This is a genomic window from Microbacterium sp. H83 (assembly GCF_001650405.1).
Taxonomy (GTDB): Bacteria; Actinomycetota; Actinomycetes; order Actinomycetales; family Microbacteriaceae; genus Microbacterium.
On sequence record NZ_LWCU01000005.1, the window covers coordinates 54,754 to 76,725 of the forward strand.

Below are 21,972 nucleotides of genomic sequence, written 5' to 3' on the forward strand. Positions count from 1 at the left end.
CGGTCCTCTCCTCGCGGGCGGACCCGCGTCCTGTGCGGGCGGACCCGCGTCCTGTGCGGGGCGTCCCGCGGTGTGTGCGGGCGGACCCGCGGTGGATCACAACTCGAACTGCGGCGTCGTCAGGATGCGGTCCTCATCGCCCACGGTGGTGGCGAGGCGCACGAGCGTGAGCCCGTGAGGAACGTCGTCGAACACGAACCGACCCGTCTCGCTCGACGTCGTCGATCGCGTGCGCTCCCCCTGCACGAGGTCGATCACGGCGGCGCTCGTGTCGACCCAGCCGTCGACGCGATGGCGACCTCCGGCCGTCTGCGTGACGTGCAGCAGGATGCTGGTCGTGCCGTCGCTGAACTGGAGGGTCAACGCGTCCGCTTCGCCGCGCACCAGGCCGAGCGGCTGCTCGACGAGCGTCAGCAGGGCGTATTCCTGGGAGAGCCCTTCGGTCGCGACGGCCGCGATCATGCGGTCGATCAGCGTGGCCGGCACCGGGTCGACGTCGCGCCACAGCGATCGAAGCTGTGCGAACAGGGCGGCATCCTCGCGGTCGTGCGCGCTCATGATGTTCCCTCCGTCCGGGATGTCGGCGCGTCGAGGAGCGCACGGAGCTTCGCGAGGCAGCGCTGTCTGGTGGGTCCGATGCTCCCCACGGGCATGGCGAGATCCGCGGCGAGACGGGCGTAGTCCGGTCGCTCCTCGAACGCGATCACGCGCAGCAGTCGCTGGCAGCGTTCGGGAAGAAGCGTCACGGCCGACCACAGGCGCCGCTGCTCGTCGCGGACCGCCGCATGATGCTCGGCCGACTCCTGTTCGGGGAGGAGCGTGTCGAGAGCATCCGTCTCGGTCGTGTCGACCCGGTTCTGCGCCTTGCTCGCGCGCCAGGCCTCGCGCCGTGCCGTCGTGGTCAGCCACGCCGAGACGGCGCGCGGCTCGCTGATCGACCGCTGTCCGCGGACGAGCTGCAGCCACGCGGTCTGGATGACGTCCTCTGTCAGTGTGCGGTCGAGGCCGTACGCGCGAACGACGTGCCAGAGCACAGGCGTCATCAGCCGCACGAGGTCGTCCATCGCGCGGCTGTCGCCGTCCCGCCATGCGTCGAAGAGAGCGGCGGCGCGTCTCCAGCGAGCCGCGCCGTCATCCGGTGCAGGATCGAGAGCGGCGCCGCCGGGTGCGCCGTCGATCATGAGTCCCATTGTGATCACACAGATCAGGAGCACGGCAAGAGCCGCGTGATACATGGACGCGGTCGATCTGTCAGACGGGCGTTAGCGTGGAGGAGTGATCGCCCTCGCCGTCGTCCTCTTTCTCAACGCCGCCTTCAACGTGCTCGTCTGGCCGCGGTTCTACACGCGGGTCGCGAACGATCCCCGTGCGCGGGATGCCGACGGCAGGGCCACGACGTTCCTGAAGGTCCACGCCGTGCTCATCGCGATCGCGCTGGTGCTCGCCGTCGTGTCGGTCGCGGTCGGCGTCGCCGCGCTCGCCGGGGCGCTCTGACCGCTCTCACTCGGTGGCGATCGGCTGCTGCAGCTCGGTGACCCAGGTCGACTGGTCGTCGGATCCGGACTCCAGGTACACCTCGCGGCAGGCGCCCTGAGCGCGGACGCCTCGCTCTTCGATCGCCTGGTGGATCGCGTGCCAGCTGTCGTCGATCGTCGCCATCGCGCCGAGGTGCGTGCCGGTGACCGCGGATTCGACGGCGGGCAGCTCGAGGATGTCGACCCCGTCGATGGCCGGCCCGTCGTACGTGAACCCGACGCGGACGCGCACCCCGTGCTTGTTCATGTCGTACACGGCGATCGGCAGGCCCGGCTCGCCGCCCGATGCGACGATGGCGTCGGCCACCCGGTCGAACAGCGGGCCGACCACGGCCGACACCTCGGGCTGCGAGCCCACGGTCTCGGTCAGGGCGGCGAGGCGCACGAACGGCAGGGGCTTCTCTGTGATCTTCAGGTCGGACATCATCGTCTCCAGATCGAGGGGCGGATGCCGCTGATCCTACGCGCGGGGTCCGACGCCGTCACCCGTCGCTCTCCTGTCTCGGGCCCGTTCAGTCCTCGGGCCCCTTCAGTCCTCGGGCCCGTTCAGTCCTCGGGATCCGATTCGTCCCGGGCCTCGTCGTCCGGCTCGTGCGCGGGCGCGCTGAGGATCAGGATGCGGCGCAGGTGCATGGCCGTCAGCACTCCCGGGCCCATGGAGCGTCGGGCGTCGATCGTGCGGTCGTCGACCTTCTCGAGCAGCAGCCGGATCGCCCGCGCGGCCTCGCCGCGGACCCGATGCGCATCGGCCGAGTCCGGATCCCCCCGGCTGATGACGTCGGCGACGGCATGGCAGGCGGCCGCGAGAGGCTCGGGAAGCTCCGGATCGAGTGCGATCGCTCCGGGGCGCTCCCAGATCGTGTCGGCGGTGGCGTCCGAGATGTCGCGGATGAGGTGTGCGATCCGGTCGAGCCGTCCGAGCTCCTCGTGGATGTGCTGCGTCTCCCCGCGACGTCCGCGGGCGCGCGGATTGGCTCGACGGCTGTCGTCCGCCTCCGACAGGGCGACGCGCAGGGATGCGGTCGTGTCGGCGAGCTGTGCCGCATCCTCCGCCCACTGCTCGTGCTCCGGCGGCCACGACTCGGTCACCGCATATCCGATCGCGTGGAGGTGGTCGCCGAGCTGCTCGCGGAACGCCTCCACGCGCGCAGCGGCGACGAGAGTGAGCGGGGCCGGTGCGATCGCGAGATTCACGACGAGGCCGATGATGACGCCCACAGCCATCTGGGCGAGATAGCCGACCGAGTACTCGTCGGCGTTCTGTCCGCCGATGATCAGCACGAACAGGGCGGCCATCGGGACGTACTCGCGGCCGACGCCGAACCAGCCGGTTCCCGACACCAGGACTCCGATGCCGACGACGGCCGGGATGGTCCACCAGTTCGGCCCCACGGTCAGCACGACCACGGAGGCGAGCGCGATGCCGGTCGCGAGGCCGAGTAGCGTCTGCAGTCCCGACCGGACCGAGCCCATGAGCGTCGGGTACATGCTCACGAGCGCGCCGAGCGGGGCGTAGTACGGGTACTCGTCGGTGACGCCGGGCATGTGCGGCGCGATCGTCCAGGCGAGGCCCACTGCGAGCGCCGTCTTCGCGACGAGAAGCAGACGGGCGGGACGCACGGCGTCGACCGCGGATCGCACGATCGCCGGTCGGCGTTCGCTGATCCGGGTGCGGATGTTCGTCACGGCATCCTCTCTGTCGGTCGTCTCCCCGAGCGCGAGAGTAGCCCGCTCGCCTCCGTGGCGCACACAGGGTTGCGCTTCGGGCCCCGGCCGTGATGCGCGGGGCGCCGCGCGGCCTTCGCGGGCCGTGGTCGGCGGCCGGGCCTCGGGGCGCGGTGCGCGCGCAGAACGGGGGCCGACACACCGGACGAAGGACCGATGCGGTGACGCGGTCCGACGAGTGGTGTGCCGGCCCCCGGAGCAGGCGCCGACGGAGCGGCCTACGGAGTGACCCTGCGGAAGGCGAGGAACGAGACGGCGCTCAGCACGGCCGCGACCACGAGTCCCCAGAGTGCGAGTCCGAGGGCGCCGAGGTCGCCGACGCTCCGCCAGACCTGGAGCCACAGCTCGAGTCGGGTCGCCAGGAACACGAGGCCGAGCAGCACCAGCGTCAGGCCGACTCCGACGATGGTGAGGACGGTCGGGCCCCAGCTCTTGTAGATCGTGGCTCCCGTGAAGCCGATCAGGAAGAGCAGCAGCGCGAGCGTGAAGTACACGGTGAAGGCGCCGAGGGGTCCGGCCTCCCACAGCCAGGGCAGGTAGAAGACGTAGCCGTTGACGCCGTATCCGTTCGTCAGGGTCTCGATGCCGCCACCGATCAGGAAGATGATCCCGAGGAAGGCACTGCCGAGGACGGCGGTGATGAGAGTCCCGACGAAGAAGTCGCGTCGCGTGATGCTCATCGCCTGCGAGAACGGGAACGTGTAGGTCATCGCGCCCATGCCGATCGCGAAGAAGTACCAGAGCGGGGCCTGTCCGCCGCCGCCGTACTTCGGGGTGTCGACGGGGATCATCGCGTAGATCAGCACCGAGATGACCACGGCGGATCCGAGGATGATCAGCGGCACCCAGACGAAGGTCTGGCGGTTGATGAGCTGCAGGCGGATGACGTTCAGTGTGCGTCGCATCAGCGCACCTCCTCGTTCGCGAAGGACTCTCTCGTGGGAGACTGCGCCTCGGCCTTCTGCGTGAGGCGCACGATGAGCTGCTGCAGGGACACGGGGGCCAGGTCGAGACCGGATGCCGTGACCTCGCCGCGCTCGTCGGCGGTCAGCGCCCCGAGCACGGTGACGGAGGCGACGCGGCCGAGGGCCTCGCGGTGCAGCACCTCGCGTCCAGAGGCCCAGGCATCGACCTTCGCGGCGTCGCCGACCACGGTGACGGCGCGGTCGCGCACGGCATCCGTGTCCTCGTTCAGGAGGATCCGGCCGTTGTCGATGACGACGACCTTCTCGATGAGGTTCGAGACCTCGTCGATGAGGTGCGACGAGAGGACGATCGTGCGGGGGTGCTCGGCGTAGTCCTCGAGCAGGCGGTCGTAGAAGATCTGCCGCGCGACGGCATCCAAGCCGAGGTAGGGCTCGTCGAAGAAGGTCAGGTCGGCGCGCGAGGCGAGTCCGATGATGACTCCGACGGCCGAGAGCTGTCCGCGCGAGAGCTTCTTGATGGTCTGCTTCATCGGCAGCTGGAACTCCTCGATGAGCTCCTCTGCGAAGGCCTGGTCCCAGTTCTCGAAGAACAGGCTCGCCGCCTTGAACGCGTGGCGCGGGTAGGCGTCGTCCGGGTACTTCTGACTCTCGCGCACGAAGCAGACGCGATTGAGGACCCGCGTGTTCTCGTAGGGGTGCTCGCCGAAGACCCGCACGGTGCCGGAGCTCTCGAAGTTCTGCGCCGTGAGGATCGACATGAGCGTGGTCTTGCCGGCGCCGTTGCGGCCGAGCAGGCCGTAGATCGAGCCGGCCTCGAGGCTGAGCGACACGTTGTCGAGCGCGCGCTTGTCCTTGAAGCGCTTGGTGAGGTTCTGCACCTCGATGACGGCGGTCATGCGGGGTTCTTCCCTTCTGTCTGTGCTGCGTCTGCGTGTGCCGCCCGCTCGGTGAGCAGGGCCGCGAGGTCTGCGGCGGAGAGGCCCAGCGTGCGGGCCTCGGCGAGGAGCGGATCGATGTATCGGTCGGCGAACGCCGAGCGGCGCTCTCCGAGGACGAGGTCCCGCGCGCCCGCGGCGACGAACATGCCGATGCCGCGGCGCTTGTACAGCACTCCCTTGTCGGTGAGCATGGCGACTCCCTTCGCTGCCGTCGCGGGGTTGATCCGGTAGAAGCCGGACAGCTCGTTGGTCGAAGGCGCCTGCGTCTCCTCCTCGAGCGAGCCGTCGATGATCGAGTCCTCGATCTGCTCGGCGATCTGGAGGAAGAGCGGCTTGCCTTCTTCGATCACGAGTCCTCCGCGGGTTTGTGGGTTAGTTACTCGACTAGGTAACCACTGAACCTTGGTCATGTCAATGGGCATTCTCCGCCCGGTTCTGTCGGTCGACGCGTGCGCTTCGGGTGCCGGGTCGATTCAGCATCCCGGGCGGGATGGGCGGTCGGATTCGCCCGCGCAGAGTCGATTCGGATGCTGTTGTGACCCCGCACGGTTCGGGAGATGCGATATCGACCCCGCGAGGTGCGCGGGCGCGGGTGGGGGAGGCGGCGCGGTGGCTGTCGTCAGCGCCAGAGGGTGGCGACGCGCGCTTCGGCCTCGCGGGTGCGCGCCTGTGCGCGAGCGGCGGCGATCGCTGCGTCGGTCAGAGCGGACTGCATGGCGGCGGCGCAGGCGGTCCACTTCCGCTGGGCGCGCTCGTATGCCTCGCGCGCACGTCCCGCCCAGAGTCCGTCCAGCCCGGCGATCTCAGCGTCGAGGTCATCGAGGAGGGCGCGGATGCATCGCGCCGAATCCGCCAGCGCCGCGATGGACTGGGCGAGGGGCTCGTGCTCGACGCGGATGCGCATCAGGGTTCCTCGGTGTCGGGCTTCGGCCAGCTCATGTCGAGCTCGCGGAGTGTGTAGGGCTGGGAGACCTTGTCGGTGAGGAAGTAGGTGTAGAAGATGACTGCGGCCTCGTCGGCGGTGAACACTTCGTTCGGGTGGACGAAGACGCTGTGCCGGCCTTCGTCCCAGTGGATCTCCTCGGTCGGATCGCCGGTGTGGTCGCCGCCGGGTTTGCCGACCGCGTACTGGTGGGCGGTGCCGTCGGGGTCGACACAACGGACCTCGATCGCCATGGCCCCGGCGGTGCCGGCGCACTGGATGTACTCGTCGTTGAACGGGATGCTGTGCAGGAGGTCGGCGCCCTCGGGCGCGCGCCACAGGCTGTATGCCCAGAAGGTGGAAGCGTTCATGCGGTTCAGCGAGAACCTGATCTCCTCGGGGTATGACCGGAGGTCATCGAGCAGAGCGCCTCGCGTAGAGCCGTTGATTTGATCGATGTGTGTGGGCTTGCTCACTTGGCTGCTTTCGGGCGCATCCGAATGAGTCGGATGCGCATCAGTCGTCGCCTGCGGGTTCCGGCCGGCTCATGTCGAGCTCGCGGAGCCCGTAGGGCTGGGAGACCTTGTCGGTGAGGAAGTAGGTGTAGAAGATGACTGCGGCTTCGTCGGCGGTGAATACTTCGTTCGGGTGGACGAGGACGCTGTGCCGGCCTTCGTCCCAGTGGATCTCCTCGGTCGGATCGTCGGTGTGGTCGCCGCCGGGTTTGCCGACCGCGTACTGGTGGGCGGTGCCGTCGGGGTCGACGTAGCGGACCTCGATCGCCATGGCCCCGGCGGTGCCGGCGCACTGGATGTACTCGTCGTTGAACGGGATGCTGTCCAGGAGGTCGGCGCCCTCGGGCGCGCGCCACAGGCTGTATGCCCAGAAGGTGGAGGCGTTCATGCGGTTCAGCGAGACGCGCAACTGCTCCGGATACGGGCGCGCGTAGTCGACAAACGGGCCACGGCTCTGGCCGTTGATCTGCGTGATGTGTGTGGGCTTGCTCATTTCACGGTCTCCAGAATCACCTTCGTAATCTTGATCTTCTCGCCATTAAGGGTGGCGGTGGCCGGTCTTTCCGGGCTGACGAGGCTGTCGAAGGCTCGCTGCGCGGCCTCGCCGGTCCCAGTTCCACCCTTGACCTCGATGCCGGTGTAGGTGCCGTCCGAGTTCCTGAACAGGCCGTCGTAATAGCGGTGCTGATCCCAGCCTGCGTCTGGGCGGTAGTGATATCCGTCGATCGTCGCACGCACTTTGTCGCGGATGACATCTGTGTGTGTCCTCTCCGCGAAAGCATCGAGCCCGATCTTCTCCGTATTGACCCATGGTCGCTGACCATCACCGTTGTACTTGCCTTCGATATCTCGTCCGCCGTGCACGGGATGCGGCAACCGCTGAACGACATCGACCGCATCGTCGCCGGTCGCCTCGTTCATCCACCGTCCGGCGGCGTGACCGGCGGCGGCCAGCCCCGCAGCCGCGATGCCCACTCCTGCCCACGCCACACCGCCACCGGGAGCCGCGCCCACGCCGGTGAGCGCGAGTGCGCCACCGCCGCCGATCATCGTTCCGCCGACGATCACCGACGCGACCCCGCCCAGCAGTTCGAGCAGGATGTCCGGGTGATTGATGAGCGCGTTGCCCATCGAGGCGATGAAGTTCAGCTGATCGATCGCCGGGTTGAGCACGACCGTCTCGAAGGCGATCGAGCCGATCGCTCCCGCCGTCGCCCAGTTCTTCGTGCTCTCGGTCCGGTCCGGCGTCTCGACGGGAGCGGCATCGGCCGCATCGTGGATGGCGTTCGCGGCATCCACCGCATACGTCTCCAGCACGCCCCGCGCGTTGGTCAGTACATCGAGCGCCTGCATGCGCAGGTCCGCCCCGCCATCGACGAACGGCATGTCCAGTTCGACGTGCCGCAGGCCGAGCTCGCGCTCCAGCCGACGAACCTCCCGTCGGTGCGCCGCCTGCGACGCGATGGTCGCCGCCTCCGCCTGCTCCCACAGGTCGATGGCGCGCGCAGCTTCGTCCTGCGCCCAGCGCAGCGCGTCGCCGTACGCCGACAGGGCGGCAGCGCCGTCCATCAGGAGCCCGCCGGTCTTCTCCCACGACGAGCGCAGGTGCTCCGCCCGCTCGAGGTACTTCTCGTACGGATATCCCTGCCACGCGGAGTCGACCTCGAGTCTGCGCAGCCCGTCGCGGAGCTCGGTCGACGCCTCCGATCGCGATCGCCACGTCGAGGCCACGGTGTGCGCGGCGGCATACGAGCCCGGTATCAACGCGACCGGGTCCGTCGTCATGCCCAGCTCGAGCATCAGCCGTCGCTCTCCGACCAGATCATCTGGTCGAGTTCGCTCCTCGACGCGTCGTCGCCGCGATCGAAGACATCAGCGGTCTGTCGCAGGTTCTCCGCGAACGTGTCGACGTCGTCCAGGCGGCGGCTCAGCGCCAGCGACCAGCTCTCGCCGAATCGTGCCACGGCCTCATCGACCCACTCCGTCCCGAGGCCCGAGGACTTCGCGACCACCACTGACCCGAAGTCCGCCCGCACCGCGTCGGCCTTTCTCGCCCACTCCCGGAGCTCGTCGGTCTCCACATCTGCCATGTCGCCCCCCAGTGACGAATGACAACATTATGTCCTCATATGAGGCGTTGCGAGACTCAGTACGGCTATATTCCAATGTTCAGCAGGGCGAGTCGTCTTGACCGACGACCGGAGGCGGATGCCGTTCCGGCAGCGCGGCAGGATGGATGGAAAACGTCGCGCAGCGCGCCTCCGCAGGGGCGTTTTCCATCCATCCCGGCGCCGAACGGGCGCGTGGGGCCGCAAGACCGTCGAGGGCCGGTCCGCGGGCGAATTCGACCCCCGCAGCACGGACAAACCCGGCGCGCGACCCCGGAACCCGCCGCCGCCGGCGCGGAGTCAGCCGCGGAGGTCGCGGGCGCGCAGCGCCAGGGCCGACCCGGCGGCGAGCAGGAGTGCCAGGCCCCACGTGAGCGCGAGTCCGCCGGCATCCACGCCCTCGGCGAGCGGCGACTGCCGATAGACCCACGCGTAGGGGGACAGCGCGTTAAGCCAGTCGAGGTCGTCGGACTGCTTCGCGAGGGCCTGCAGGATGTACCCGAGCACGGCGATCCCGGCGCCGACGCCGGTCGCCCAGACGCGTCGCCCCGTGGCTGCACCGGCGAAGAGAGCGGCGGATGCGGTGAGGAACGCGAGTCCGACCAGCGCGGCGCTCGCCCCCACGATGCGCACGGGCTCGAGATCGAGTTCCGACGGGCCGTTCAACGCCCAGATCATCGCTCCCGAGAAGACGCCGAGCCAGAGCAGGCGCACGAGCACGGCCGCCGCGGACTCGAGGGCGTATTGTCCCCGACCGATCCCGTGCGCGAGGTCGAGCTCGGCGCGACCGCTCTCCTCGGCGCCGGCGAGCGCGGCGGAACCCCAGATCACGGCAGCGATGGTCGTGAGCAGGAAGCCCATCAGGCCATAGAACGTGCTCTGCGTGTATCCCGCCCCGCTGGAGATCTGGTCGTACCCGATGGTCTCCACGAGCTCCTTCGGGAGGGCGGAGATCAGGTCCTGCAGCTGCGCGCTGCCGCCGAGACTCGGATACAGCGGCAGGTACAGGCCGAGCACCGCGGCCAGTCCGACCGTCCAGCCGAGCAGACCGCGCCACGATTCGCGCATGCTGCGCCGGAACACCGGCAGGATGCGGGTCATGGCCGCTCCCTCCGTCCGCGACGCGTTCGTCGGGTGAGCTGCTCGCCGGCATCCGCTCGGGCCCCGGCATCCGTCTGCGAGCCGGGCGTGCGTCCGTCCGGCGAGGCCGCGCTGCCGTACAGGCGGAGCACGGACTCCTCGAGGTCGGGCTCCTCGACGCTGAGGTCGCGGACGTCGAACGACGCGAGCGCCTTGACGAACGGGTCGATGGCGCCGTCGACGGTTCCGGAGAGGGTGAGGATGCCGTCGCCCTCGCGCAGCTCGAGACCGCTCAGACCGGGGAGGCCGTCGAAGCGAGCGCGCGCGGCACCGGCATCCGTCGCGTCGATCTCGGCTCGCACCCGTCGGATGGACCCGAGTCGCAGAGAGGCGACGTCTCCGTCGGCCACGACCCGTCCGTTCGCGAGCACCGCGACCTCGTCGGCGGTCTGCTGGATCTCGCTGAGCACGTGCGAGCTGAGGAGCACGGTCTGGCCGGCGTCCTTCGCCTCGCGCACCATCTGCAGGAACTCGCGCTGCACCAGGGGGTCGAGGCCGCTGGTCGGCTCGTCGAGGATCAGCAGCTCCGGCCGATGCATGAAGGCCTGGATGAGGCCGACCTTCTGCTTGTTGCCCTTCGAGAGGGTGCGCACGGGGCGGTTCAGATCGACCCCGAGGCGGTCGGCGAGGTCGCGTGCCGCGTGCAGAGTCGCCGCGGCGTCGCCGGATCCCGAGACCTCGGCGTAGAACGACAGCGTGCGGTGACCGCTCGCCCGGCCCTCCAGGTGCAGCTCGCCGGGGACGTAGCCGATGCGGCGACGGAGAGCAGCACCGCCATGGCGGGGATCCTCGCCGAGCACGCGGACCGTTCCCGCCGAGGGTCGGATGACGTCGAGCAGCGTCCGCAGTGTCGTCGTCTTGCCGGCGCCGTTGGGTCCGATGAGGCCGAAGACCGTGCCGGGTCGCACCCGGAGGTCGAGCTCGTGCACGGCGATGCGACTGCCGTAGCGCTTGTGCAGCTGATCGACCTCGATGGTGTCGCTCATGATGCGTCTCCTCTCGATCCGTCTGCGCCGCCCTCCTGGGCGATGGCCTCTCGCGCACCGTCGAGCAGTGCAGTGGTGGAGTAGATGCCGTGGGTGAGCAGCTCCAGCGTCGGAAGGGTCATGCGGAGCAGCCCGGCCGGGCTGAGCTGGTCGGCGCCGAGCGCCCTCGACATCTGGCCGCGCATCACCACGGGTCCCAGGCCGATGAGCGTGACGAGCAGCGTGGTCATCTCGGGGTCGCTCATCGGCTCGAGCATGCCCGCCTCGCGCTGCTCGCCGAGGACGTTCCGGGTGCGGTCGAGGAGGCTGTCGAACAGGCGGTCGGCGGCCGGCGAACCGTCGACCAGCATCCGGGCCAGGTAGTCGATATAGGGGCCGTAGCGGTCGAGGTCGTGCAGGGCCGCGCGGATGCGGTCGCTCGACGGCGCGCGGATGACGTCGTGGTCCTCGTCGATGAAGACGCTCACGACATAGTCGTCGCACTGCTCGCGGAGGGCGCCCTTGTCGCCGAAATGGTGGACGATCAGAGCGGCGCTGACGCCCGCGTCGCGAGCGATCGCCCGCAGGCTCGTGGCGTCGAAGCCGTCGCGGGCGAAGGCGGCGATGGCGGCGTCCCGGATGCGGGCGCGGGCCGTGAGATCGTCGGATGCTGAACGCATGTACAGCACACTAAACGCTTGTTCAGCATGGGTCAAGAGGCTCCGCTCCTAGGCTGGTCGGGTGGACTTCCCCTTCAGCCGCCTGCGGCGCTGGCCCGATGTCGAGGCCGAGAATCTGCAGGCGCACGACGTGACCGACCTGCTCCTGGTCGAGCGCGCGCTGGCCGTCCACGCCGGTGGAGGAGCGCGCGGAGCTGAGATCGCGGTCATCGGCGACGAGTACGGCGCGATCACCCTGGCGCTGACCGCCGCGGGACTGGGCGGGGTGCGGGTGCACCAGGATCTCGTGACCGGCCGCCGTGCGCTCGCGCGCAACGCGTCCGAGCTGGCGCTGAGCGGGTTCGTCCCGCACGAGCTCGACGCCTCGCTGCTGTCCGATGCGCGCCTGGTGCTGCTGCAGCTGCCCAAGTCGCTCGCCGAGCTCGAGGAGATCACGGATGCGGTCGCCCGCTGGGCGGCATCAGACGTCGTCCTCCTCGCCGGCGGCCGGGTCAAGCACATGACGCTCGCTCAGAACGAGGTGCTCGGTCGCGGCTTCGCCCGCGTGCAGGCCGAGCGCGCGGTGCGGAAGTCGCGGCTGGTGGTCGCGAGTGATCCTCGGGATGTTCCTGCGATCCGGCCTTTTCCGGTGTCCGCCGATCATGACGGGCTCACGCTCGTGGCGCAGGGCGGGGCGTTCGCGGGGGCGAAGCTCGACATCGGCACGCGCGTGCTGCTGGAGGTGCTCGGACTCGGCCGTTCGCAGATCCGGAAGAACGGGTGCGAATCCGGCGAGACGGGGTCGGCGGCGTCCGACTCCTGCCATCGTTCCGGAGTTGTGAACGACGCGGCGGTGCAGACGGTCGTGGACCTCGGCTGCGGAACCGGTGCGCTCGCCGCGTCGTATGCCCTCGCTCATCCGGAAGCGCGGGTGATCGCGACGGACCGCTCTGCGGCGGCGGTCGCGTCGGCCCGAGCGACGGTCGCGGCGAACGGGGTGGCGGATCGCGTCACGGTCACGCTCGACGACGCGGGCTCCGATCTGCCGGACGGCATCGCGGACGTGGTGCTGCTCAACCCGCCCTTCCACCTCGGCACGAGCGTGCACACCGGAGCGGCGACGCGTCTGTTCGAGGCTGCGGCGCGACTCCTCCGTCCCGGCGGCGAACTGTTCACGGTCTACAACTCATCCCTCGGATACCGCGCCGAGCTGACCCGTCTGGTCGGGCCCACGGAGCAGCTGGATCGGACCCCGAAGTTCACGGTGGCGCGCAGCGTCCGTCGCTGAGCCGCCGCGTGCGGACCGGCTCTGCGGCACGCGCGGAGCACCCGCCACGCCCGAGTGCGCGCGGGTGTCCGAAACCCGCGCAATCCCCCGGTCAGCACGAGAAACTGAACACCGATCGGGAAGGCGGATTTGCCCCTGACCGGCCATTTCGTTACGTTGGATGCAGGGCCTGACGGTCCGAAGACCAGTCCGCGACCGCGTCCTTCTTTCGATGAGCTGTGCTGCGAAGAGGCGTGGGCGTACGGTCGATGTCCTCTGCAGCGGATCCGAAATCCGCTGCCTGCGCCGCGCCAGCGAACCCGACGAAACGGCCCTGTGGACATCACCCGGGCGTAACCGAAGCAGGCTCAGCCGCAGCGGCGAGCCGCAGGGGAAACGTGTCCGAAATCGCACTTGAAGCGCGCCGACTTTTCAAGGTGTTCGGGAGGAATCCGAACCAGGCAGTACGCCGACTGAAGGCCGGCGAGAGCCGCACAGCCGTCGCCGACACCGGGACCGCCGCCGTCATCGACGCCAGCTTCACCGTGAACCGCGGTGAGATCTTCGTCATCATGGGCCTCTCCGGCTCCGGCAAGTCGACCATCATCCGCATGCTCAACGGCCTGCACGAGGCGACGGACGGATCGGTCGTCGTGAACGGCGACCCGATCACCGGCATCCCGGCCGGACGCCTGCGCGAGATCCGTCGCGACCGCATCTCGATGGTGTTCCAGCACTTCGCGCTGCTCCCGCACCGCACCGTGGCCGCGAACGTCGCCTACCCGCTCGAGCTCAAGGGCGTCGGCAAGGCGGAGCGCCTGGCGAAGGCCGCCGAGATCCTCGAGCTCGTCGGGCTCGCCGGTCTCGGCGACAAGCTCCCCTCCGAGCTCTCCGGCGGCATGCAGCAGCGCGTCGGCATCGCCCGCGCGCTCGCCGCCGACACCGACATCCTCCTGATGGACGAGGCGTTCAGCGCCCTCGACCCGCTGATCCGCCGCGAGATGCAGGAGCAGCTGCTCGAACTGCAGGAGAAGTTCCAGAAGACCATCGTCTTCATCACGCACGACCTCAACGAGGCCATGTTCCTCGGCGATCGCATCGCCGTCATGCGCGACGGACGCATCGTGCAGATCGGCACGCCCGAGGACATCCTCACCGACCCCGCCAACGACTACGTCGAGCAGTTCGTGCAGGACGTCGACCGCGCTCGTGTGCTCACGGCCGGCAACGTCATGGACCGTCCGCGCCCGGTCGTGTCCGACACCGCGGGTCCGCGCACGGCGCTGCGGCAGATGCGCGACGCGTTCATGTCGGCGACCTACGTCGTCGGACGCGATCGCACGCTGCTCGGCATCGTCACCGACCGCGATGCGGTCAAGCTGGTCCGCAAGGGCATCGCGACCCTCGACTCGATCCTCAAGCCGGTGCCGCAGAGCGTCAGCGAGGACGAGGTCCTGATGAACCTGTTCGTTCCCGCGGTCGAGTCGCCGCTGCCGCTCGCGGTGGTGGATGCTGCCGGACGTCTGACCGGCGTCATGCCGCGCATCACGCTGCTCGCCGCCCTGGGCCCGGGGCCGGGCGCGACCGGAGAGCTGACCCTCCCGCTGCTGCCGATGCCGCAGGCGGAGATCGATGCCGTGCTGGACGACGGGTGGACCGCCGACCCGGCGGCCGCCACGACGGGGGAGGTGCGCTGATGGACGGCTTCCGCATTCCTCTCGGCTCCTGGGTCGCCTCCGGTGTCGACTGGATCAAGACCAACCTCGACGGCTTCCTCGACCTGATCTCCCTCGTGGTGACCTCGCTCGTCGACGGCCTCACGTTCCTGCTGCTCCTGCCGTACTTCTACGTCGTCATCGTGATCGCGGCGCTCATCGCGTGGGTCGTGCGCTCGTGGCAGCTCGCCATCGGCACGGTCGTGTCGTTCACGCTGATCGTCGCGATGGGGCTGTGGGTCCCCGCGATGCAGACGCTCGCCCTCGTGCTCGTCGCCGCCCTTGTGGCGGTGCTCATCGCGATCCCGCTCGGCATCTGGTCGGCCCGCAACGCCACCGTGCGTGCGGTGCTCAAGCCCGTGCTCGACTTCATGCAGACGATGCCCGCCTTCGTGTACCTCATCCCCGCGATCGTCTTCTTCAGCATCGGCGTCGTCCCGGGACTCGTCGCGACGGTGATCTTCGCGCTGCCTCCGGGCGTGCGCCTCACCGAGCTCGGCATCCGCGGCGTCGACTCCGAGACCGTCGAGGCCGGACAGGCGTTCGGTGCGAAGCCGGGGCAGATCCTGCGCGGCATCCAGCTGCCCCTCGCGATGCCGACGATCCTCGCTGGCGTCAACCAGGTCATCATGCTGGCGCTCTCGATGGCGGTCATCGCCGGTATGGCCGGCGCGGACGGCCTCGGGAAGATGGTCGTCGAGGCGATCTCGACGGTCAACATCGCCAAGGGCGTCGAGGCCGGACTCGGCGTCGTGCTCATCGCGGTCTTCCTCGACCGCGTCACCGCGGCGCTCGGCTCGCTCGGGCGCAACCCGGGCTCGCTGCTCGCGCTCATCGCAGGGCGCCGGGCCGCGCAGCGCGCCGCGGCAGTGGAGGCCGCCCCCGCGGCATCCGCCCCCGAAGCACCCACGCCCGCCGACGAGAAGGAGCTGCAGAATGCGTAAGTCCAGGCTCATGTCCATCGCGGCCATCGGCGCCGCAGGAGCGCTCGCCCTCTCCGGATGCGCGAGCGACGGTGCCGGCGGCACCACCGAGTTCGGCTCGGGCGGCTCGTCCGGCGGCGGCGGCGACAAGGGGACGATCACCCTCGGGTTCCTGCCGTCGTGGACCGACGGTCTCAGCACGGCTTACCTGCTGCAGGACCAGCTCGAGAAGATCGGCTACACCGTCGAGATGAAGACGTTGACCGAGGCGGGGCCGCTGTACACGGGACTCGCCCAGGGCGACGTCGACGTGTTCCCCTCGGCATGGCCCGAGATCACGCACGCCGAGTACATGGCGACGTACGGCGACTCGATCGAGGACCTCGGCACGTACTACGACAACGCCAAGCTCACGATCGCGGTGCCCGAGTACACCGACATCGACTCGATCGACGAGCTGGCGGCGGCCTCTGACCGGTTCGACGGCAAGATCTACGGGATCGAGCCCGGTGCCGGTCTCGTCGCGCAGACGCAGAAGATGATGCCGGAGTACGGCCTCGACTCGTCGTACGAGCTCGTCACCTCCTCGACCGCCGCGATGCTCACCGAGCTCAAGTCGGCGACCGAGAAGGAGCAGGACATCGTCGTCACCCTGTGGCGTCCGTTCTGGGCCAACGACGCGTTCCCCGTGAAGGATCTCGAGGACCCGAAGGGCGCCATGGGCGAGGCCGAGGGGCTGCACTTCCTCGGCACCAAGGGCTTCGCGGAGGAGTATCCCGAGGCGGCGGACCTGATCTCGCAGATCATGCTCGACGACGCGCAGTACGGCTCGCTCGAGGACCTCGTCGTGAACGAGTACGGCGAGGGGCGCGAGGCCGAGGCCGTCGACGCCTGGCTCGACGAGCACGGCAGCGAGTTCGACTGGGTGGTCGAGTAACGGCATCCGTCCTGCCGCCCGCCGCCGCCGCGGTGACGGGCGGAGATCTCCGTGATGGGCGGAGGATTCCTCGGGAGTCCTCCGCCCATCGGCGTGTTCTCCGCCCGTCGCGGGTGGTGGAAGGCGGCGACAGGCTGCCCGCGCAACCCCCTCCGGAGCGTGGTCGACCCGGCGTAGCCTGACCGCGTGGACGGGTTCGCGGCGGTCGACTTCGGGTTCGCCCGCGAGGTCCTGCAACGGGGCATCGCGGCGCTGTACCTCGTCGCGTTCGTCTCGACGCTGAATCAGTTCCGGCCGCTGCTCGGCGAACGGGGCCTGCTCCCGGCGCCCGCGCTGCTCGACTGGATCGGCGAGAAGCGCGAGCGACGACGGATGCTGCATCCCACGCTCTTCACACGATTCCGCTACACCGATCGGCGTCTCGCCGCACTGTGCTGGTCGGGCATGGTCGTCGCCGCGCTGCTCGTCGCCGGCATCCCCCAGGTCGGCCCGCCGTGGGTGCCGATGCTCGCGTTCCTGGCGCTGTGGCTCGGGTACATGTCGATCGTCAGCATCGGGCAGACGTTCTACTCGTTCGGCTGGGAGATGCTGCTGCTCGAGGCGGGGTTCCTGGCGGCGTTCCTCGGCTCGACCGACCAGCCGCCGCCGACCGTCGTGATCGTGCTCTTCTGGTGGCTGCTGTTCCGGCTCGAGTTCGGCGCGGGGATGATCAAGATCCGCGGAGGCCGCGAGTGGCGCGACCTCACGGCCCTCATGTATCACCACGAGACGCAGCCGATGCCCGGTCCGCTCAGCCGGCAGGCGCATCTGTTGCCGCGGTGGTTCCACAGGGGCGAGGTCGTCGGCAACCACATCGCCCAGCTCGTGGTGCCGTTCCTGCTGTTCGCGCCGCTGCTGTCGGCGGTGGGGGTGCCGGGACAGTGGCCGCAGATCGTCGGCGCGATCGCCGCGGTGATCGTGATCGCGACGCAGGCGTGGCTCGTCGCGACGGGCAACTTCGCGTGGCTGAACGGGGCGACGATCGTGATCGGCTTCTCGGCGATCGGGCTGCCCGGCGTGGGCGTGCCGTCGGAGGAGTCGGATGCCGGGACGCCGTGGCCCGGCATCCCGCTGTACTGGTTCGTGATCACCTCTCTCGTCGGGCTGATCTACGTCGTGCTGAGCTGGCCGGCGTTGCGCAACCTGTTCGCGCGGCGGCAGCTGATGAACGCGAGCTTCAACCGGTGGCAGCTCGCGAACGCGTACGGAGCGTTCGGGACCGTGACGAAGGAGCGCATCGAGATCGTCGTCGAAGGATCGCTCGAGGAGGACGGTCTGCTGTGGCGCGAGTACGAATTCAAGGGCAAGCCCGGCGACGTCACCCGCATCCCGCGGCAGTTCGCGCCGTACCATCTGCGGTTGGACTGGCTGATGTGGTTCCTGCCGCTCGGGCGCTCGCTCGATGACTGGTTCACGATGCTCCTGGTCCGGCTGCTCGAGGCGGATGCTCCGACCCTCGCCCTTCTGCGCGTGGACCCGTTCGACGGCGAGCGGCCGCGATGGGTGCGCGCGGTGACTTACCGATATCGGTTCGCGACTCGAGCGGAGCGCCGAGCGCACGGAGTCCGATGGATGCGGGAGAGGCAGCGCGTGGTGCTGGGCCCGGTCGGACTCCGGTGATCGGGGGAGGCCACGGTGTCGGGCGGAGTTCTCGTCGTTGGGCGGAGTCTTCGCGCAGGATCGTCCGCCCGACCGGGAGCTCTCCGCCCGACGGGGAGCACCCCCGGCCGGGGCGGCGCCGAAGCGAAGGAGTTCTCCCGACGTGAAGGAGCGGATGCCGGGATCGGCCCTTCGTTTCCGGTGTTCTCCTTCATCCCGGGGCGGATGTCCGTGGGAGGAGGTCTCGGGCTCGGGCGGAGTTCTCCCTGTTGGGCGGAGTCTTCGCGCAGGATCATCCGCCCGACGGGGAGTTCTCCGCCCGACGGGGAGCACCCCCGGATAGAGCACGCCAGACGGCCGGGGCGGCGCCGAACGGAAGGAGTTCTCCCGACGTGAAGGAGCGGATGCCGGGATCGGCCCTTCGATTCGGGTGTTCTCCTTCATCCCCGGGCGGATGCCCGCGGGAGGAGGTCTCGGGCTCGGGCGGAGTTCTCCCTGTGGGGCGGAGTCTTCGCGCAGGATCGTCCGCCCGACGGGAAGTTGTCAGCCCGACGGGGAGCACCCCCGGGGAGCACCTCCGGAGGGAGCACCCCCGGCCGGGGCGGCGCCGAACGGACGGAGTTCTCCCGACGTGAAGGAGCGGATGCCGGGATCGGCCCTTCGATTCGGGTGTTCTCCTTCATCCCGGGGCGGAGGAACGCCGCAGCAGATCAGCGCCGAGCGCGGCGAAACGCCCCGGTCGGGCGCGGGGCCCGAACGGAGCGTTCCGTCTCGCTGAGCGAGATCAACTGACCTTCTTCCGGTAGGCGATGATCGCGAACACATAGGCGACCACGAGGATGCCGACGCACCAGGCGAGCGCGACCCAGATGTCCGCGCCGACCGGCTGACCGGCGAACAGGGCCTGGATGGTGTTCACGATCGAGGTGACGGGCTGGTTCTCGGCGAACCACTGCACCGGCCCGGGCATCGTCTCGGTCGGGACGAACGCCGAGCTGATGAAGGGCAGGAAGATCAGCGGATACGAGAACGCCGTGGCCCCGTCGATCGTCTTCGCGCTGAGCCCCGCGATGATCGCGAGCCAGGTCAGGGCGAGGGTGAACAGCAGCAGGATGCCGATGACGCCGAGCCACGCGAGCGGGCTCGCCCCGGTGCGGAATCCCATGAGGAACCCGACGCCGAAGATGATCGCCAGCGTGATGCCGTTCGCGACGAGCGACGTGAGCACATGCGCCCACAGCACGCTGGACCGGGAGATCGGCATGGAGTGGAACCGCTCGAAGATCCCGCTCTGCAGGTCGTTGAAGAGCCGGAACGCCGTGTAGGCGATGCCCGACCCGACCGCGATCAGCAGGATGCCGGGAAGCAGGTAGTTGACGTAGTTCTCCGCGCCGATGCTCGTCTTCAGCGCTCCGCCGAAGACGTAGACGAACAGCAGCATCAGTGCGATCGGGGTGACCGCCGTGGTGATGATGGTGTCCGCGCTGCGGAAGATGTGCCGCATGGAGCGGCCGGTGAGCGTCGCGGTGTCGGCGACGAAGTGCGTGCTCATGCTGCGTTCTCCTTTCCGGTGTTCGCCCCGGACGTCGGGCCGATCAGGGTGAGGAAGATCTCCTCGAGGGTGGGCTGCTTCTCGACGTACTCGACCTTCGCGGCGGGCAGCAGGCGCTTGAGCTCCGCCAGCGTGCCGTTCGCGATGATGCGCCCTTCGTGGAGGATCGCGATGCGGTCGGCCAGCTGCTCGGCCTCGTCGAGATACTGCGTGGTGAGCAGCACGGTGGTGCCGGTGTCGGCGAGGCCGCGCACGACGTCCCACACCTCGATGCGGGCCTCGGGGTCGAGTCCCGTGGTCGGCTCGTCGAGGTAGATGACCTCGGGGTGACCGACCAGGCTCATCGCGATGTCGAGGCGACGCCGCATGCCGCCGGAGTAGGTGCCGGCCCGGCGGCCACCGGCATCCGTCAGCCGGAACGTGGCGAGCAGGTCGTCGGCGATCCGTCCGGGATCCGCGAGGTGCCGCAGCTTCGCGACGAGCACGAGGTTCTCGCGTCCTGTGAGGATCTCGTCGACGGCGGCGAACTGCCCGGTGAGGCTGATCCGCTCGCGGACGCCGAGCGGGTCGGCGGCGACGTCGATGCCCTGCACGGTGGCCGTGCCGGCATCCGACTTCAGGAGCGTCGAGAGGATGCGGACCATCGTGGTCTTGCCGGCGCCGTTCGAGCCGAGCAGGGCGAAGATCGATCCCTTCTGCACCTCGAAGTCGACGCCGCGCAGCACATGGAGATCCTTGTAGGACTTCTCGACGCCCTTCACGTTGATGGCAGGGCTGGCGGTGGTGGTCATGATTCACGCTCCTTCTTCTTGGCGTCGGCGACCGCCTGCGTGAGGCGAGCGCGCTCCTTGTCGACCCACTGCGTTCCGCCGTAGGCCTCGGCATAGGTCTCGGCGAACGAGACCGGGTCGTCTCCGACGATGTCGTCGATCGGGGTGCCGTCGATCGCGGCGCGTTCCCACAGGTCGGCGAGGTCGAGGAAGATCTGCACGAGGGTGTCGCCGTCGGTGATGCCGCCGTAGTACATCGTGTAGCGGTGCTGGGCGTTGGCGACCGAGCGGTACGGCTCGGGGAGGGCCTCGATGCGCTTCTTCGCATCGCGGTACTGCTTCTTCTGCTCGAGCGATCCGGTGAGCGCTTCGATCCACTTCGCGGCCATGTCAGTTCTCCTTGTTCGTGTTCGTGTTCGTGGTGTTCGTGTTCGTGGTGTTCGTGTTCAGCTGGTCGATCCGCTGCGCGAGAGAGGTCCAGGTGGTCCAGAACTCCTCGAGCTCCCGTGTGCCGTCGCCGTTGAGCGAGTAGACCTTGCGGGGCGGACCCTTCTCGCTCGGGACCTTCTCGACATCCACGAGCTTCTTCTGCTCGATCCGCACCAGGAGCGCGTAGATCGTGCCCTCGGCGATGTCGGTGAATCCGTGGTCGCGCAGGCGTGCGGTGATCTCGTATCCGTATGCCGGCTGCTCGGCGAGGAGGGCCAGGACGACGCCCTCCAGGGTGCCCTTGAGCATCTCGGTCATCTGCTTGCCCATGAGCTGCTCCTTTCGTGTGGTTCGGTACTCAGTGTTGCTGGGTACCGGTACAAAGTAACACTGAGTACCGGTACTTAGCAACACCGAATACTGGGTTGCTCGGGTGAAGCGTGTGCATAATTCAGCAAGGAAGGCCGAGGCATGCCGAAAACGGGCCGTATCGAGGTCGATACGGCCCGTTCTTGCTGAATCGTGAACAGCGCGCGGCGGAGAGATCAGCCCAGGCGCGCGGCTCCCACGACGGCTTCGAGCAGCGGCAGCGTGCGCGACGCCGCAGGACGGATGCCGAGGACCGCGGCGATCTCGAGGGCCAGCGCCGCATGACCGGCGGCGTTCGGGTGGAAGGGGTCGTTCATGAGCCCCCACGGCACACCGCCGTTGCCCAGTTCGGTGAACCGGGCGTTCTGGTCGACGAGGATCACGTCCTCCGCGGCGGCGACGGCGCGCACGGCCTCGGCGAACTCCTGGATGCGTTCGCGACCCGGGGCGTTCGGCACGTCGATCGAGGGCGGGGTCTGCAGCACGACGATCGTGCCGAGGGCGCGCACCTGTGTCACGAACTCCCGCAGCGAGGCCGCGAAGTCCTCCGGCTCGACGACGGGGCCGCCGGGCTGCGTGGACATGTCGTTCGTCCCGATCATCAGCGTGACGACGTGAGGCGACCATGACGAGACCCGTCGCTCGATGTCGCCGAGGACGTCCGGCATCCGGTGTCCGCTGATTGCGGTGTTGATGACGGCGTCGCGCGTACGGCCGAGCTCGCCGCGGATCAGCTCGTGGAGGTGCTCGGCGTAGCTGCGTCCTCCCTGCGTGTGCACGAGGCCGTGCGTGATCGAGTCGCCGGTGATCACCCAGTTCAGGGGATCGACGCCCGCGAGCAGATCGGCGAGGCGGCGGAGGTCGGATGCGGCGGATGCGGGGGCGTCGGCGTTCGGCACGGTGTCGAGCCTAGCGCCGCCGCCCCGTGGCATCCGTCGC

Annotated in this window: 26 protein-coding genes; 6 read left to right on the forward strand and 20 right to left on the reverse strand. The window is 69.1% G+C overall.

What is annotated here, in order from left to right:
- Nucleotides 1-96 precede the first annotated feature (96 nt).
- Nucleotides 97-558, reverse strand: coding sequence for a hypothetical protein (locus tag A4X16_RS03330; RefSeq protein ID WP_067116302.1), 462 nt, complete (start codon nucleotides 556-558; stop codon nucleotides 97-99).
- On the reverse strand, nucleotides 555-1,181 hold the full coding sequence (locus A4X16_RS03335) for an RNA polymerase sigma factor (RefSeq protein WP_231880254.1): 627 nt from the start codon (nucleotides 1,179-1,181) through the stop codon (nucleotides 555-557). Before A4X16_RS03335 ends, A4X16_RS03330 begins: the two co-directional genes overlap by 4 nt.
- A 94-nt stretch (nucleotides 1,182-1,275) precedes the next feature.
- Between A4X16_RS03335 and A4X16_RS03340 the strand changes: the two genes are divergently transcribed.
- Nucleotides 1,276-1,494: an SCO4848 family membrane protein gene (locus tag A4X16_RS03340; protein ID WP_067116308.1), complete on the forward strand. Its 219-nt coding sequence runs from the start codon at nucleotides 1,276-1,278 to the stop codon at nucleotides 1,492-1,494.
- A gap of 6 nt (nucleotides 1,495-1,500) precedes the next feature.
- Here A4X16_RS03340 and A4X16_RS03345 read toward each other — a convergent pair whose 3' ends face one another.
- From A4X16_RS03345 to A4X16_RS03405, 13 genes are all read right to left on the reverse strand, one after another.
- Nucleotides 1,501-1,959, reverse strand: a complete 459-nt coding sequence (locus A4X16_RS03345) for a GyrI-like domain-containing protein (RefSeq protein ID WP_197491761.1) — start codon at nucleotides 1,957-1,959, stop codon at nucleotides 1,501-1,503.
- A 122-nt stretch (nucleotides 1,960-2,081) separates the two neighbouring features.
- Nucleotides 2,082-3,221: an FUSC family protein gene (locus tag A4X16_RS03350; RefSeq protein ID WP_067116314.1), complete on the reverse strand. Its 1,140-nt coding sequence runs from the start codon at nucleotides 3,219-3,221 to the stop codon at nucleotides 2,082-2,084.
- A 257-nt stretch (nucleotides 3,222-3,478) separates the two neighbouring features.
- Nucleotides 3,479-4,165, reverse strand: coding sequence for a hypothetical protein (locus A4X16_RS03355; RefSeq protein WP_067116317.1), 687 nt, complete (start codon nucleotides 4,163-4,165; stop codon nucleotides 3,479-3,481).
- Nucleotides 4,165-5,082 (reverse strand): ABC transporter ATP-binding protein, encoded by a 918-nt coding sequence (locus A4X16_RS03360; protein ID WP_067116320.1) that lies wholly within the window; start codon nucleotides 5,080-5,082, stop codon nucleotides 4,165-4,167. Before A4X16_RS03360 ends, A4X16_RS03355 begins: the two co-directional genes overlap by 1 nt.
- Complete coding sequence (locus A4X16_RS03365) at nucleotides 5,079-5,474, reverse strand: GntR family transcriptional regulator (protein ID WP_067116323.1); 396 nt, start codon at nucleotides 5,472-5,474, stop codon at nucleotides 5,079-5,081. The genes A4X16_RS03360 and A4X16_RS03365 overlap by 4 nt, the downstream gene beginning before the upstream one ends.
- A 269-nt stretch (nucleotides 5,475-5,743) precedes the next feature.
- The gene (locus tag A4X16_RS03370) at nucleotides 5,744-6,028 is read right to left on the reverse strand and encodes a WXG100 family type VII secretion target (protein ID WP_067116326.1); all 285 of its coding nucleotides are present in this window, start codon (nucleotides 6,026-6,028) and stop codon (nucleotides 5,744-5,746) included.
- Nucleotides 6,028-6,417: a hypothetical protein gene (locus A4X16_RS03375; RefSeq protein ID WP_231880255.1), complete on the reverse strand. Its 390-nt coding sequence runs from the start codon at nucleotides 6,415-6,417 to the stop codon at nucleotides 6,028-6,030. The genes A4X16_RS03370 and A4X16_RS03375 overlap by 1 nt, the downstream gene beginning before the upstream one ends.
- Nucleotides 6,418-6,562: 145 nt before the next feature.
- Complete coding sequence (locus tag A4X16_RS03380) at nucleotides 6,563-7,054, reverse strand: hypothetical protein (protein WP_067116332.1); 492 nt, start codon at nucleotides 7,052-7,054, stop codon at nucleotides 6,563-6,565.
- The gene (locus tag A4X16_RS03385) at nucleotides 7,051-8,361 is read right to left on the reverse strand and encodes a putative T7SS-secreted protein (protein WP_067116335.1); all 1,311 of its coding nucleotides are present in this window, start codon (nucleotides 8,359-8,361) and stop codon (nucleotides 7,051-7,053) included. Before A4X16_RS03385 ends, A4X16_RS03380 begins: the two co-directional genes overlap by 4 nt.
- Complete coding sequence (locus A4X16_RS03390) at nucleotides 8,361-8,651, reverse strand: type VII secretion target (RefSeq protein ID WP_067116338.1); 291 nt, start codon at nucleotides 8,649-8,651, stop codon at nucleotides 8,361-8,363. The genes A4X16_RS03385 and A4X16_RS03390 overlap by 1 nt, the downstream gene beginning before the upstream one ends.
- 318 nt (nucleotides 8,652-8,969) lie before the next feature.
- A complete protein-coding gene (locus A4X16_RS03395) occupies nucleotides 8,970-9,770 on the reverse strand; it encodes an ABC transporter permease subunit (RefSeq protein WP_067116341.1) in 801 nt (266 codons plus the stop codon).
- On the reverse strand, nucleotides 9,767-10,795 hold the full coding sequence (locus A4X16_RS03400) for an ABC transporter ATP-binding protein (RefSeq protein ID WP_067116344.1): 1,029 nt from the start codon (nucleotides 10,793-10,795) through the stop codon (nucleotides 9,767-9,769). The genes A4X16_RS03395 and A4X16_RS03400 overlap by 4 nt, the downstream gene beginning before the upstream one ends.
- On the reverse strand, nucleotides 10,792-11,454 hold the full coding sequence (locus A4X16_RS03405) for a TetR family transcriptional regulator (protein ID WP_067116456.1): 663 nt from the start codon (nucleotides 11,452-11,454) through the stop codon (nucleotides 10,792-10,794). Before A4X16_RS03405 ends, A4X16_RS03400 begins: the two co-directional genes overlap by 4 nt.
- 61 nt (nucleotides 11,455-11,515) lie before the next feature.
- Here A4X16_RS03405 and A4X16_RS03410 point away from each other — a divergent pair, with 61 nt between their 5' ends.
- The 5 genes from A4X16_RS03410 to A4X16_RS03430 all read left to right on the forward strand — a co-directional run bounded on the left by A4X16_RS03410 (nucleotide 11,516) and on the right by A4X16_RS03430 (nucleotide 17,934).
- Entirely contained in the window at nucleotides 11,516-12,721 is a 1,206-nt protein-coding gene (locus A4X16_RS03410; protein ID WP_067116347.1) for a class I SAM-dependent methyltransferase, read from the forward strand.
- 377 nt (nucleotides 12,722-13,098) lie between these two features.
- Nucleotides 13,099-14,397 carry a quaternary amine ABC transporter ATP-binding protein gene (locus tag A4X16_RS03415; protein ID WP_067116350.1) on the forward strand — a complete coding sequence of 433 codons (1,299 nt, stop codon included), beginning with the start codon at nucleotides 13,099-13,101 and terminating at the stop codon, nucleotides 14,395-14,397.
- On the forward strand, nucleotides 14,397-15,359 hold the full coding sequence (locus tag A4X16_RS03420; protein ID WP_067116459.1) for an ABC transporter permease: 963 nt from the start codon (nucleotides 14,397-14,399) through the stop codon (nucleotides 15,357-15,359). Before A4X16_RS03415 ends, A4X16_RS03420 begins: the two co-directional genes overlap by 1 nt.
- Nucleotides 15,352-16,275: a glycine betaine ABC transporter substrate-binding protein gene (locus A4X16_RS03425; protein WP_067116353.1), complete on the forward strand. Its 924-nt coding sequence runs from the start codon at nucleotides 15,352-15,354 to the stop codon at nucleotides 16,273-16,275. The genes A4X16_RS03420 and A4X16_RS03425 overlap by 8 nt, the downstream gene beginning before the upstream one ends.
- A gap of 186 nt (nucleotides 16,276-16,461) precedes the next feature.
- The gene (locus A4X16_RS03430) at nucleotides 16,462-17,934 is read left to right on the forward strand and encodes a lipase maturation factor family protein (protein ID WP_067116356.1); all 1,473 of its coding nucleotides are present in this window, start codon (nucleotides 16,462-16,464) and stop codon (nucleotides 17,932-17,934) included.
- Nucleotides 17,935-18,697: 763 nt separating this feature from the next.
- Here A4X16_RS03430 and A4X16_RS03435 read toward each other — a convergent pair.
- The 5 genes from A4X16_RS03435 to A4X16_RS03455 form a co-directional block, all read right to left on the reverse strand.
- On the reverse strand, nucleotides 18,698-19,465 hold the full coding sequence (locus A4X16_RS03435; RefSeq protein WP_067116359.1) for an ABC transporter permease: 768 nt from the start codon (nucleotides 19,463-19,465) through the stop codon (nucleotides 18,698-18,700).
- Nucleotides 19,462-20,256: an ABC transporter ATP-binding protein gene (locus A4X16_RS03440; protein ID WP_067116363.1), complete on the reverse strand. Its 795-nt coding sequence runs from the start codon at nucleotides 20,254-20,256 to the stop codon at nucleotides 19,462-19,464. The genes A4X16_RS03435 and A4X16_RS03440 overlap by 4 nt, the downstream gene beginning before the upstream one ends.
- Nucleotides 20,253-20,624 carry a DUF1048 domain-containing protein gene (locus tag A4X16_RS03445; RefSeq protein ID WP_067116366.1) on the reverse strand — a complete coding sequence of 124 codons (372 nt, stop codon included), beginning with the start codon at nucleotides 20,622-20,624 and terminating at the stop codon, nucleotides 20,253-20,255. Before A4X16_RS03445 ends, A4X16_RS03440 begins: the two co-directional genes overlap by 4 nt.
- 1 nt (nucleotide 20,625) lies before the next feature.
- On the reverse strand, nucleotides 20,626-20,994 hold the full coding sequence (locus tag A4X16_RS03450; protein ID WP_067116369.1) for a PadR family transcriptional regulator: 369 nt from the start codon (nucleotides 20,992-20,994) through the stop codon (nucleotides 20,626-20,628).
- A 215-nt stretch (nucleotides 20,995-21,209) separates the two neighbouring features.
- On the reverse strand, nucleotides 21,210-21,932 hold the full coding sequence (locus tag A4X16_RS03455) for an SGNH/GDSL hydrolase family protein (protein ID WP_067116372.1): 723 nt from the start codon (nucleotides 21,930-21,932) through the stop codon (nucleotides 21,210-21,212).
- Nucleotides 21,933-21,972: the final 40 nt, after the last annotated feature.